This window comes from Peribacillus sp. YIM B13472, assembly GCF_042788005.1.
Taxonomy (GTDB): Bacteria; Bacillota; Bacilli; order Bacillales; family DSM-1321; genus Peribacillus; species Peribacillus simplex_E.
The window spans coordinates 35,229-47,977 of the sequence record NZ_JBHZPG010000011.1 but is presented as its reverse complement, the minus strand read 5'-3'; the positions used below and the strand labels follow the sequence as shown (position 1 = coordinate 47,977).

13 protein-coding genes are annotated in these 12,749 nt (G+C 39.4%); 7 read left to right on the top strand and 6 right to left on the bottom strand.

Features of this window, described 5'->3' with window-relative positions; all coding sequences use genetic code 11:
• Nucleotides 1-2 precede the first annotated feature (2 nt).
• Complete coding sequence (locus ACFX4I_RS11155) at nucleotides 3-458, top strand: GNAT family N-acetyltransferase (RefSeq protein WP_377420697.1); 456 nt, start codon at nucleotides 3-5, stop codon at nucleotides 456-458.
• A gap of 265 nt (nucleotides 459-723) precedes the next feature.
• Here ACFX4I_RS11155 and ACFX4I_RS11150 read toward each other — a convergent pair whose 3' ends face one another.
• Nucleotides 724-1,302 (bottom strand): GNAT family N-acetyltransferase, encoded by a 579-nt coding sequence (locus ACFX4I_RS11150; RefSeq protein ID WP_230302246.1) that lies wholly within the window; start codon nucleotides 1,300-1,302, stop codon nucleotides 724-726.
• 103 nt (nucleotides 1,303-1,405) lie between these two features.
• On the opposite strand from ACFX4I_RS11150, the gene pdxR reads away from it, so the two are divergent.
• Nucleotides 1,406-2,797: a MocR-like pyridoxine biosynthesis transcription factor PdxR gene (gene pdxR, locus ACFX4I_RS11145; RefSeq protein ID WP_377420607.1), complete on the top strand. Its 1,392-nt coding sequence runs from the start codon at nucleotides 1,406-1,408 to the stop codon at nucleotides 2,795-2,797.
• A 68-nt stretch (nucleotides 2,798-2,865) separates the two neighbouring features.
• On the opposite strand, the gene ACFX4I_RS11140 is transcribed toward pdxR, so the two are convergent.
• Both ACFX4I_RS11140 and ACFX4I_RS11135 read right to left on the bottom strand, forming a co-directional pair.
• Entirely contained in the window at nucleotides 2,866-3,285 is a 420-nt protein-coding gene (locus ACFX4I_RS11140) for a MarR family winged helix-turn-helix transcriptional regulator (protein ID WP_076367409.1), read from the bottom strand.
• A gap of 359 nt (nucleotides 3,286-3,644) precedes the next feature.
• Nucleotides 3,645-3,848, bottom strand: coding sequence for a hypothetical protein (locus ACFX4I_RS11135; RefSeq protein WP_098372640.1), 204 nt, complete (start codon nucleotides 3,846-3,848; stop codon nucleotides 3,645-3,647).
• 128 nt (nucleotides 3,849-3,976) lie between these two features.
• Here ACFX4I_RS11135 and ytvI point away from each other — a divergent pair, with 128 nt between their 5' ends.
• Nucleotides 3,977-5,020, top strand: a complete 1,044-nt coding sequence (ytvI, locus tag ACFX4I_RS11130; protein ID WP_377420605.1) for a sporulation integral membrane protein YtvI — start codon at nucleotides 3,977-3,979, stop codon at nucleotides 5,018-5,020.
• Nucleotides 5,021-5,368: 348 nt separating this feature from the next.
• Here ytvI and ACFX4I_RS11125 read toward each other — a convergent pair whose 3' ends face one another.
• Entirely contained in the window at nucleotides 5,369-6,721 is a 1,353-nt protein-coding gene (locus tag ACFX4I_RS11125) for a hemolysin family protein (RefSeq protein ID WP_230302243.1), read from the bottom strand.
• Nucleotides 6,722-7,336: 615 nt separating this feature from the next.
• Here ACFX4I_RS11125 and ACFX4I_RS11120 point away from each other — a divergent pair.
• The 4 genes from ACFX4I_RS11120 to uptA all read left to right on the top strand — a co-directional run bounded on the left by ACFX4I_RS11120 (nucleotide 7,337) and on the right by uptA (nucleotide 9,760).
• Nucleotides 7,337-7,909 (top strand): YitT family protein, encoded by a 573-nt coding sequence (locus ACFX4I_RS11120; RefSeq protein WP_309519136.1) that lies wholly within the window; start codon nucleotides 7,337-7,339, stop codon nucleotides 7,907-7,909.
• Between the two features lie 94 nt (nucleotides 7,910-8,003).
• Complete coding sequence (locus tag ACFX4I_RS11115; protein ID WP_377420603.1) at nucleotides 8,004-8,717, top strand: FixH family protein; 714 nt, start codon at nucleotides 8,004-8,006, stop codon at nucleotides 8,715-8,717.
• Nucleotides 8,718-8,809: 92 nt separating this feature from the next.
• Nucleotides 8,810-8,974: a hypothetical protein gene (locus ACFX4I_RS11110; protein ID WP_230302241.1), complete on the top strand. Its 165-nt coding sequence runs from the start codon at nucleotides 8,810-8,812 to the stop codon at nucleotides 8,972-8,974.
• Between the two features lie 162 nt (nucleotides 8,975-9,136).
• The gene (gene uptA, locus ACFX4I_RS11105; RefSeq protein ID WP_377420695.1) at nucleotides 9,137-9,760 is read left to right on the top strand and encodes an undecaprenyl phosphate transporter UptA; all 624 of its coding nucleotides are present in this window, start codon (nucleotides 9,137-9,139) and stop codon (nucleotides 9,758-9,760) included.
• 55 nt (nucleotides 9,761-9,815) lie between these two features.
• Here uptA and ACFX4I_RS11100 read toward each other — a convergent pair whose 3' ends face one another.
• Both ACFX4I_RS11100 and ACFX4I_RS11095 read right to left on the bottom strand, forming a co-directional pair.
• On the bottom strand, nucleotides 9,816-11,147 hold the full coding sequence (locus ACFX4I_RS11100; protein WP_230302240.1) for a hemolysin family protein: 1,332 nt from the start codon (nucleotides 11,145-11,147) through the stop codon (nucleotides 9,816-9,818).
• A gap of 281 nt (nucleotides 11,148-11,428) precedes the next feature.
• Complete coding sequence (locus ACFX4I_RS11095) at nucleotides 11,429-12,538, bottom strand: histidine kinase N-terminal domain-containing protein (RefSeq protein ID WP_230302239.1); 1,110 nt, start codon at nucleotides 12,536-12,538, stop codon at nucleotides 11,429-11,431.
• Nucleotides 12,539-12,749 lie beyond the last annotated feature (211 nt).

Genomic DNA, 12,749 nt, shown 5'->3' with positions numbered 1-12,749 from the left:
AGATGGAGATAAGGGAATTATTCATGGATGAGCAACCGCCGATGCATTTATTGCTTTTGGCAGATCCTTCAAGGGAATTGGTCGAGGAATACTTGGGAAGCGGAACATGCTTTGTTGCCGTGACTGATGAGCGAATGATCGGTGTTTATGTTTTACTGCAAAAAGGTCCAAAGCTGGTAGAGATAATGAACATCGCGGTGGATGAACGGCACCATGGAAGAGGGATCGGCAGGCAATTGATTGAACATGCCATAGGTCATGCAAGGGAACAGGGATATAAAACGATTGAAATCGGCACGGGAAATTCGGGGATAGGGCAGATTGCCCTTTACCAAAAATGCGGTTTTAGAATAACTGGGGTCGATCGGGATTTTTTTAATAGAAACTATGCCGAGGCCATTTATGAAAATGGGATTCAATGCCAGGATATGATTCGCTTGTCACAAAGTTTGGACTAAGCAATGATCATCCAAGTTTGACGGAAAAGCTTTACAGACAAAAGTGCGCGTCGCATTGCTTAGGGGGAATGAACTTGTTCATTGGAGATATGATTTATCTTCTTCTTGCTTTACTAATGCCGTTTTTATTTGCGATTGGCGTTTTCATATTCCTTCGATCAACGAAAAGGCAAAAGGATTTTTTATCGGAGATTAATAAAGACTCACATGAAAGATGGCATCAAGAGAAAAAGAGTGCAAAACAACGGCACTCTTTTTCATATCTTCACCTTTTCAAAAAGGCTTCCAAATTCCTTTTCACACTGGGCCATTCATGCTCGAGAATACTGTAGACCACCGTGTTCCTTATCCTTCCATCTTGCAGTTTTTTCTCCATTCTCAAAATGCCTTCTTCTAGGGCGCCGAGCCTGGTTATTGCTGCGCGCGATCTTTTGTTGCATTCGTCTGTCCTGAATTCAACCCGTTTCATTTCCCACTTTTCAAAAGCATGCTGCAATAGCAGGTACTTACATTCTGTGTTAATGGCTGTCCGCCATTTGTCGGGATGATACCAAGTCGCACCGATTTCCAGGGATTGATTATGAAATTGAATATTTCTTAAGCTCGTGCTGCCAACTATCGAATCATCAGTCTGATCGATAACGACAAATGGATGATGAAGTTCCTGTTCCCTTGCTCGAATGCCATCCTTTACATAAGAAATCGCCTCTTCATATGACAAAATTTTTGTTGCGCTCCATTCCCATATTTCAGTTGGCAGGGAAGCGGCGTATAGCGGTTCGATATGATGATCCATCATCGGGGTGAGTATCACGTGTTTCCCTAATAATTCGATATGTTCCATAGTATCCTCCTCTTGATTGATAACTTCATTATAAAAATATTCTGGTCCTGCAATAAGGACCAATGCTGATATAATTTATGGAACCAGTTTGAAGGAGGACCAAATGTTTGAAATCACCCTAAACTTAGATAAAACGAATAAAGAAGCTTTATATGTCCAATTGTATAAATACTTTATAAAGGAAATACAGAATGGACAAATAAAGGCCGGAATGAAACTGCCTTCTAAACGAAAACTAGCTGTGCATTTAGGGATAGGCCTAAATACAGTGGATACGGCTTATCAGCAGTTGATGGCAGAAGGATATGTGGAAAGTCAATTAAGGAAAGGGTATTACGTAGCCGATTTAGAACCGATCTCACCTTTGAATGAGCCTTTGCCTGTAAAAGAAGGGATGATGTGCCCTCCGAATGAAAGAAATGAGATAGATTTCAATCATGGACGGGTGGACGTGGATTCTTTCCCGCATGCCGTGTGGAAAAAATGCTTGAACCATACAGTGTATTTACAGGAAAGGGAACTGTTCATGAGCGGTGATCCTCAAGGGGAATGGGGGCTCCGGTCTGAGATCTCATCCTATCTATTTCAATCGAGAGGAGTTCGCTGCGGGGCCGATCAAATCATCATTGGGGCAGGTACCCAGTATTTCATCCATCTGCTTCGGTTACTTCTTGGAAATGAGCGGGTATTTGGGTTGGAAGACCCTGGCTTTCATCGAGTAAGGGAGGTACTGAGGTTGGAGGGGGCGGATATGGCATTCATACCCTTAGATGAAAGTGGAATGAGTGTGGACTCCTTGAAAGAGAGTGCCGCGAATGTTGCCTATGTCACTCCTTCCCATCAATTTCCTTCCGGTATGATCATGCCGATAACTAGAAGGGTGGAATTGCTGAATTGGGCAGTGGAAAAAAAAGGTTATATCATTGAAGATGATTATGACGGGGAATTCCGACATTCAGGCAAACCGATTCCGTCCTTGCAGGGGTTGGACACAAAGGGAAAGGTGATCTACCTAGGCACGTTTTCAAAGTCGCTTATCCCATCAATCAGGGTGGGATTCATGGTGTTACCCATGGAGCTGGCTTGCCGCTATCAGGAGAAGTTAATTGGATATAAACAGACCGTTTCCAGACTGATTCAGGAAACGCTCTGTCTTTTTATGAAAAATGGACATTGGGAACGCCATCTGAATAAAATGCGAACGATTTATCGTAAAAAAAATAAGGTGCTGCTGAATGCAATTGAAGAGAGCTTCCATGATCGTGTAGCCGTTATCGGTGAAAAGTCAGGATTGCACGTTCTTTTAAAAGTAAAAAACGGCAGCAGTGAGGCAGAGCTCATTCAAAAGGCTGCCAGTGTTGGGGTTAAAGTCCGCCCAACTTCGGTTTATCATTCTAAGAATGTGAAAGATCCGACTGTTTTGATTGGGTACGGTGGTTTAACCGAAAGGGAAATCAAAGCGGGAATCCGACTTTTAAAAATGGCATGGCTATAGCTTGGTGCGAAAAAATAAGGAAAAGGCCTTGATTCACACTTATTCAACAATGATATAAGGTATCCATTTTAGTTTCTTATATTATTGAGGATTTTAAGGACCGTCTGGAAAAATATTTCCTGTTCTTCCTCAGTAATGCCTTCCAGGGCTTTTCCTTCGATTTTTTCTGCAATCTTAAGACATTTTGTATGTACCTCTTTTCCCCGGGGAGTCAGTTCGATTCGTTTTTCCTGTTCATCTTTTCCAGGAACTTGTTTAATCATATTATTCTGTTCCATGCTGTTGACCGAACGTGTGATGATAACACTATCAACGTCCAAGTAACTGCAAATATCGGGGATTGTGGAATATCCACAGTTCTTTAAATAATTCAGGATTGTCCACTGATTATGGTAAATTTCAAGGGCTGTAATTTGTTCATTCATTTTGCTGACTAATGATCTCGATACTTGTAAATATTGATGAAATAATTGAGTAGGGTTCGTCATATGATTCTCCTTTATAATGGTCGACCAGTCCATTATATTCTTTAATTCTTAAAAGTCTATTGTAAAGAATCATTTTTTTCAGTCAATGTTTATTTTTGGAAGTAGAGAAGGAGAGGGGGGAATTCCGGCAATGCGAATGAATTATGGGAGAGATCAATTGTACTGAATTTTCAAAAAAACTAACAAGAGGGACCTTAATATATGATGGCAAAAATATATTTTTTTCCTTCAAATGTTCCATTAGCAAGTGCCAAAGTGCCGCCGATAATTGGTAAAAGTCAATACGACACATCACCTTGAAGCTGAATGCAATTATATCCTGCAACCAAAAACCAGCCTCTAAAGTGGCTGGTTTTTGGTTAAACCCTCTCGCTGGTGGAGCGGTGTTTTGTTTCTTTTTTATTTCGTTCTTCTTGTCGTTCATATTTAATTTCATCAATTGGTAAATCATCAATGGGCATGACCACTTGATCACGTTCCAGTTGTTTTTCCTGATCTTTCTTGAATGCCTTGGATTTATCATTACGCTCCTCAAGATACTTTTCTTTATCTTTATTATCCAATGTCAATCCCTCCATCCCTTTGTATCTCTTTTTCCCCTTAATGAGAAAATAAAACGTATAAGCGAAATATATGTGACCCCATTTCATAAATATAAGGAGAACAGGAAAGTGCAAGGAGGGTTTGTTCAGTGAATGTCGCCGTCTTTTTCCGTTGGTTTTGGAGAGGTATTCTCCTTTTAGGCATATTAATCGTCATTCCCTATTCATGGGCTTTGATTTTAGCGTTGCTTACCGCCATTCTTTTGGATGGATTGGTCCGCATGATTGGTGAAACGGCAAAGCTGCATCGGTTTTGGGCAGTATTGATTTCGTTTGCTCTATATGTAGGCGGGCTTATGAGCATCACTTATTTTTCCTTTTCGGTATTGATCAAGAAGGTCATTATCTATTCGGAAGAATTTCCTGGTTTCATACGTGAAGTATATTTGACGGCTATATTGCCAGTCATTAGGCAATGGGAACGATATTCCCAAACGTTGCCGCCAAATCTCATTCAGTCAATAGAACAAACGATGGAAAAGGGAGTCAGGGCTTTAGAGGGGTTCACAGAGGGCTTTGTTCAAGATATGGTTCAGTTCGTTACACTCATTCCGGGATTTTTCATTGACTTTTTAATTTATTTAATCGCTTTATTCTTATTTAGTCTTGAATTGCCTAAGTTAAGAAAAAAGGTGTTCTTTTATTTAAAGACATCCACTTATCAAAAGATTTCGCTAGTTTATCAAGATTTAAGTATGGCAGCCGTAGGCTTCATCAAGGCACAAATCCTTTTGAGTTTAATAACTTTCATCATGGCTTATGGAGGACTATGGTTATTAAATGTGAAGTATACGATTCCATTGGCACTGTTAATAGTAGTTGTGGACATTCTTCCTATCTTGGGGACGGGATCTGTACTGGTTCCTTGGGCAGTAATTGTTTGGGCTCAAGGAAACCATCATCTAGGTGTTGGCCTCATCATCCTATTCCTCGTCATTACCATCATAAGAAGGACCATCGAACCGAAAATCTATTCAGCAAATATGGGATTGAGCCCATTGGCATCGCTGGTCAGCCTTTATTTAGGGTTTAAAATGCTTGGTTTCATCGGGCTTTTCCTTGGACCTTCGATACTGATTGTTTATGATACGTTAAAGAGGGCAGGTGTCATCAAACCCAACTTCAAAATATGAAAGATTATTAGATGTTTTTTGCCTGATTTCTTAGATTTGACATATCTTTTACAGCTTTACCTTGACCGTTGCAATGATTGCAGTCCCGGGAAAAGAATTGCAGATAACGGGTTTTCCCTTTCCCTTTGCAGTGTTGGCAAATGGTTATGAGTTTCATGATTCCTCACTCCTTCAAAAAGTATCGCTTTTTCTAACAGTATGAAACAATAAAGGTAGAAGTATACTTCATGTAATCATTCAATGTTAAATGAAGCAGGTTTTATATAATATGTTTTTATTTCATTTCATGTACCAGTTGGAAAAAAAATAACCCCCGCTCCTAGTGTCAATTAGGAACGGGGGTTATTATCATGAAACGATTTCAGTTTGTGATATCATCGGGAATTCCTTTACTTCGCTTACGACTTTTGCTTGTTTGTATATTTCAATATAACGAATATGGTGATCTTCCATTTCTTTTATCCTAAAGTTATAGGGACCATAAGTCAGGATATCACCTTGTTTGGCCTCGTAATTCTCGGTAAGGATCCATCCGCCCATCGTATCAATATCTTCATCATTGATATCCAATCCAAGTAAATCATTCACTTCACTGACTAATACCTTGGCATCGATGATATAGTGATCTTCTTTTAATTTTCGGACATCCGGAACTTCATCCAGGTCGAACTCATCGCGGATATCGCCAACGATTTCTTCAAGGATATCTTCAACGGTCACCAAACCTGACGTACCGCCGTATTCATCCATGAGGATAGCCATGTGGATGCGCTCCTTTTGCATTTTTAAAAGTAAATCGTGAATTGGGATACTGTCAATGACACGGATGATCGGGCGAACATATCGTTGGATCGTTGATGCTGCCTGATTGTTCCTGTCTATCATTTCAGTGAATAGCTCTTTTATATTGACCATTCCGATAACATGGTCTTTATCTCCGTCAATGACAGGATATCGTGTAAAGTTCTCTTCCGCCATAACGGTGAAAAACTGTTGGATCGTATCATCTTTGGATACCGTTGCAATTTCTGTACGTGGAACCATGATTTCTTTTGCAATCCGATCATCGAATTCAAAAATTTTATTCACATATTTAAACTCTGATTGGTTAATTTCGCCACTTTTGTAGCTTTCGGAAACAATGATACGAAGCTCTTCTTCTGTATGAGCCAAATCATGTTCGGAAACTGCTTTTAATCCTAGCATTTTTGTAAGCGTCCTTGCAGAGCCATTCAGTACCCAGATGAATGGATACATGATTTTGTTAAAACCAATTATAGGTTTGGAAACCAATAAAGTTACTTGCTCCGCTTTTTGAATCGCCAATGTTTTCGGTGCCAATTCCCCAACAACCACATGTATGAAGGTAATGAAAGAAAAGGCAATTGCAACTGAGAGTGCTTGTGAAGCGGAATTTGGAAGATTCAATTGATTCAAGAGTGGGTGCAAAATGTTTTTAACTGTCGGTTCCCCAAGCACCCCAAGCCCTAGAGCGGTAACGGTAATTCCGAGCTGGCATGTTGAGAGGTATTCATCCAGGTTGGATATTACCTTCTTTGCTGAAAGTGCATTCGGCTTTCCTTCTTCAATTAATTGATCGACCCTCGTGCTTCTCACTTTAACAATCGCAAACTCCGTAGCTACAAAAAATGCTGTTAAAGCAATTAAAATGGCAATAAGAACCAAGTTTATTATGTCCAAATAGTCTCCCTTAACTCGCCTACGAGACGAATAAGGAGTCCACCTCCTACATTTTTAAAATATACAAGTATATTTTTTTTGCCGTGCTGAATATTATCGGGAATCATTCAAAATGGCTGTGGTAATTGATGTCCAGCCGCTTGAGCTCCCATTTCTTTAAGTGATGAAGAGAATAATAGTATATGCCGATTGGCGATGCGTAGACGGGAAATAGAAGAATTTCTGTCTGAAGGAGTGCAGCCATTTTTCAATAGGATGCAAATATCCATTACGCAAATCAGCGTCCGCCTGTCAAAACGAACATTCTTTAATGCCCCATCAAATCACCTCAATCTAATTAATTTAAATACTTTCATTATAGAAAGAGTTAATCATTCAGTCAAATAGCTTCCTGCACCAAAAATCCGGTAAATTGCTTGTAAAGGATCAGTTTGAGCTAATAATTAGCTGTTTTTGACTGTTTTCTCTACTTTATTGTATAATATTATAGAATATTCAGAAAACTAGAGGCGGTTTCATAAAAAATTGGTCAGTATCATTATTTTTTCGATGGTTCATACATATTCTATAGAGTCCAAGACAAGTTCTAAATGCAGATTAAAGGGGGTGGCAGCCATGAAAATCATGGAAAGGATGGCAGCGATCATTGCCGGCAGCATGCTTGTAGGCGTGGGAATCAATTTTTTCCTGATACCTTATCATTTATTGGATGGCGGCATGATAGGGATTGGGCTGATTTTTCATTACTATATAGGACTTCCGACAGGCCTGGGTGTGATTTTGAGCAGCATTCCATTATATATATATGCTTGGTACTTTGAAAAGAAATTATTCCTGAACAGCTTGCATGGCCTGCTTTTTTCCTCTTTATGCATCGATATTTTTTCCGACGCTGTCATCGGATGGAATCTTCCCATTTATGTAAGTGCGATGATCGGGGGAGGTTTGATTGGATTAGGAATCGGCTTGATGCTTCGGTATGGGACATCAACCGGCGGAACGGATATGCTGGCACAGATCCTATCCAGGAAGAGCGGATTCAATGTAGGTTTGCTGATTTTTATCATTGATGGATGCGTACTTCTTTGCGGATTGAGTGTTGTGGGGACTTCAATCTTTTTATATTCATTTTTAACGATCATCGCGGTAGCCATGCTGACCTCAGTCACCGTGATGCGAACTATTTGATGATGAATCATGTATAAAAATCCGAAAAAAGGAAAGGATGGGCAATATGAAAAGGACAGATTTTTAGTCTAATAAATAGTAAAGGAAAGTTCATATGAAAAAACTCTATATGTTTACTGCATTGTTAGTTATGCTGGCAGGGTGTCAAGAGTCTGAAATGCCAGAGGATAAGGAAGTGAACAGTGCTGTTCCAGAATCGATGGATGCATCAATTGTCATTAAAGGGAAATTGGAGCCTGGAAAAGAAGTCATTCTTGAAACGGCAGTGAAACAGGGAAGCCAATTGGTGAATGAAGCAGATGAGGTACTGTTTGAAGTGAGAAAGTCAGGGCAGGATAAACGGGAAATGCTTGAAGCAAAGAATACTGGAAGTGGCATGTATCAAGTGATGCATACTTTTGAAGAACAAGGCAAATATATTGTAGTCTCCCATGTAACGGCCAAAGGCCTTCATGTAATGCCTGAAAAAGAAGTTGTCGTTCCAGAACATGATAGTGAAGGCGCATCGGTTCATCCTAGTACGGATGTATCCATCGAGTTTCAAAGTAACCCTGTAAAGGCAGGAAACAGTTCGAACTTTGAAGCGACCGTTGAATTGAATGGGAAGCCACTGACAAATGCAGATGTGAATTTCGAGGTGTGGAAGGAAGGCAGCGAAGAGAGTCATTTCACCAAAGCTGAAGAAGATGGAAAAGGAACATATCTAAATAAGGTATCTTTCGAAGAATCGGGAACCTATAAGGTGCAGGTACATGTTGAAAAAGACGAAGTGCATGAACACCAGCTGCAAACCATTCAAGTCAATTGATTGTTTTTTGGAGCGAATTGTTTAAACAGGTTTTATACTTTCGTTAAATGGGAAGTTAAAGGTTAACGGTACAGCAGAAAGGGAGGGTAAGCATGAATAATCAAATAATCAACAAGTATAAGGATCTCGGGATTCATATTGAAAAAACGAAATCACGCCAGGAGATTTTCACTAATGTTTCGCAAAATGATTCATCCTTACTCACCACAGCTGTTTTTTCTCAATTTTCCCAAAAACGGGAGCTAAAAGAATATTGATGCAATGAGACCGGAGTACATATCAGCTGGTCTTTTTTTGTGCATTCCTAAATGTGATGCATTGTGAAACTGGATATGAAAAGCGAATAGAACGTTATGAGCTGAAATAGGATAGAAGGACAAACAATTTGAAATTAGCGGTAAGGGGAGTCCGATAGCATGATATCACAGCTTATTATGACGATATTGAACTGTTTTGCGGAAATGGGATATATGGGGATTTTATTGGGGCTTATGGTTGAAATCATCCCGAGTGAGCTTGTTCTAGGATACGGTGGTTATGTGGTCGGCCTGGGGAAAATGAATTTTTGGGGAGCTGTTCTTGCAGGTGTGGCAGGCGGGACGATGGCACAACTATTTCTCTATTGGGCTGGTTATTATGGAGGACGGCCCTTTCTCTTGAAGTATGGAAAATATATTTTAATAAAAGAAAATCATATTGTAAATGCTGAAGAGTGGTTTCAAAGGTATGGCGTAGGCGTGATTTTTACGGCTCGATTCATTCCAGTGGTTCGCCATGCTATTTCCATCCCTGCCGGAATTGCGAGGATGTCCGTATGGAAGTTTATATTTTATACGGTTGCGGCTGTCATACCTTGGACCATATTGTTCCTGACCTTAGGAAGGGTCCTTGGCGAGAATTGGCAGCAAATCCGGGAAATAACTGAACCTTATCTAATTCCGGCTGCTGGTTTTTCCTTTATCTTTATCATGCTGTATATCTTATGGAAAAAAAAGAGCACTCCTCCAATCGTAACGGTTAAAAAAATGGGACGGGATAAATGAACAAATTGAAAAAACAGACACGTAAAATCACCTTTTACGTGGCTGTTTTTAATCATTATCCTTGAGGAAGGTCTTCTTCCAGAGGAAGCTGTACGACCTTTTTGGTGACCTCAATAGAACGAATGGCGTGATCTTCCATTTCAATCACTTTAAAGCAGAATCCGTCTTTTTCCATGATGTCCCCTACCTTCACATCATAATTTTCAGTAAGGACCCATCCGCCTATAGTATCGACATCATCTTCTTCTAAGTGAATGCCAAGTAAATCATTCACTTCCTTTACAAGAAGTTTAGAGTCTAAAATATAATGTCCATCTTTAATTTTCCTGATTGAGGCAACTTCATCGATATCGAATTCATCACGAATTTCCCCAACGATTTCCTCGAGGATATCCTCGACTGTGACAAGTCCCGAAGTTCCGCCGTATTCATCCATCAAAATGGCCATATGAATGCGTTCTTTTTGCATTTTTAACAGCAAATCGTGAATTGGTATATTTTCCATCACCCGAATGATCGGACGAGCGTAATTTTCAATCGCTTTGATATGGATTTCCCGGTTCTTAATAAGATCCGAGAAAACTTCCTTTAAGTTCACTAAGCCGATGACATGGTCTTTATCACCTTCGACTACCGGATATCGAGTGTATTTTTCCAATTTGGCCACATCGACGAATTCCTGTACCGTTTCATCTTTGGATATGGTCATGATTTCTGTTCTTGGAACCATGATTTCTTTGGCAACACGATCATCGAACTCAAAGATGTTATTTACATATTTAAATTCCGACTGGTTAATTTCTCCGCTTTTATAGCTATCTGATAGGATGAAACGTAATTCTTCTTCCGTATGGGCTATTTCGCTTTCCGATGCTGGCTTAAAGCCAAATAATCCGACAACAAATCGGGAAGAATGATTCAAGGCCCAAATGAAGGGAAAGGCAATCTTATGGAAAAAAATCAGCGGGTTGGCAATTGCCAAGGCCACTTGCTCAGCCTTTTGGATGGCAACCGTCTTTGGAGCCAATTCACCTACAACCACATTCAGGAACGTAATCAGGGAAAATGAAATAACGAATGTCAGAATGCTTGTGACTTCTTGAGGGATGTTCAATGCATTGAATAAAGGCCCAACCAATTTGAGGACGGTTGGTTGCCCTAGCCACCCCAATCCAAGGGCAGTTACGGTAATTCCAAGTTGTGTCGCGGATAGGTACTCATCAAGATCGGATGTAACCTTCTTTGCCGCAATGGCTTTTTTGTTTCCCTCTTCAATCAATTGATCGATCCGAGAGCTGCGAACCCTTATGATCGAAAATTCCGAAGCTACAAAAAAGGCCGTTAAAGCAATTAAAATAATGACAAATAAAAAACTTAATATGTCCAATTAGTGTGGGACTAAATAGAATCGCCAGATGTTGAGAACGATTTAATTATCCCAGTCACCTCCCAAAACCAATAATGAATGAAATGATAGTAGTATATAAAATGTTAGATGAAAAATAAGTCTCGTCTATCTCGTATGAAAATTACTCTGGTTTTTATTTTCAATCTATAGGATCATTCACCTCGATTAGTAGTGGAACCTACCTATTAGTATAAGTAAACAGACGTCAATCAGTCAAAAATTTCACACTAAAAACCTAAGGAAAAAAGGATATTTATCCATTATTTAGTTTTTAATTGTATGGAAAAGGTCGTAAGGAAATCGGTAGAGTGACAGGATAAGGTTCCTTGATGCTTTAAAACGATTTCTTTACAGACGAATAATCCCAATCCCGTTCCTCTTTTTTTTGTGGTGATAAATGGTTCAAAAATATTCGGCAGGACGTCGTCAGGTATCTTCGGCCCATTGTTCGATATATTTAAAGTAAGAATGCCGGGTGGTGATTCAGAGCCTGAAATGTAAATGGACGGGGAAGGCATCCCTGCAACCACATCAAGAGCATTTAATATAATATTAAGTAAAACTTGACGGAATTCTTCTTTTGAACCGGAAATTACGGCATCCTCGGCAATATTACATGTAATGGAAGCATTCACTTCCAAAATGCTTGGATATAAAAATTCGATCACCTCATTCACAAGCTGAGCAATGGAAAATAGATCAGGTGGTGATGCTGAAGTTTCCTTTTTGGAAATATTAAGAAATTGGGTGATCCGGTAATTGAGCTGATCCAATTCCTTCGAAATGATATCAAGGTATTTTATCTCAGGTTGTTCTGCCTGTAACAATTGTATGAATCCCATGATGGAAGTCAGTGGATTTCTGAATTCATGGACAAAGCTTGAGGTCATTTGGCCAAGGAGTGTCAACCGGTCTTTATGGTTTGGGCTTATGAATTGATAGCGTTCTTCAAGCTCCATCGTTTTCAATTCGGTATAATGGGAAAATGCAAAATGAATGAGTTTATCGAAGTAAACGTTTACATGCTTGATTAGATCCGATATTTCTTCTTTGGATGATTCGGAATTCAAAACATGCTCTATGATGATGGATCTCCCGATGGTTGCAGTGGAAAAGAAATTTTCCATATCCAATTGCTTATTAACTCGATCAGACGCAATTTTTTCCCCTACGACCCTCAGTACATCGTCTATTTCAGTATCCGATTTTCCAAGCTGATCCATTAGCAGATTGAAAATATTCTCCACTTCTCCTTTAAAATACCCCAGATATCCGTCCGGTAAATGCAGCAACTCATCTTTCCATTTGGAAATGATACTGCTTTTTTGAGAAGATAAAAAGTGAATGGTCATTTCTCGATTAGATACCATTTTGCCCTCCATACTGTAGGAAAATGAATTTACTTTTGACCCAGAAATTGCTTTATTTGAATAAAGTTACAAAATATCAAAATAATTACATCTTGATTTCATGATAACAGATTAATGTCCTTTTAACATGTGTCAATTGGATAAATATTCGGCAATCAATAAATAAATCCCTTTTTTTGACACAGTTTTATTACAGTAATTAATAACAAAA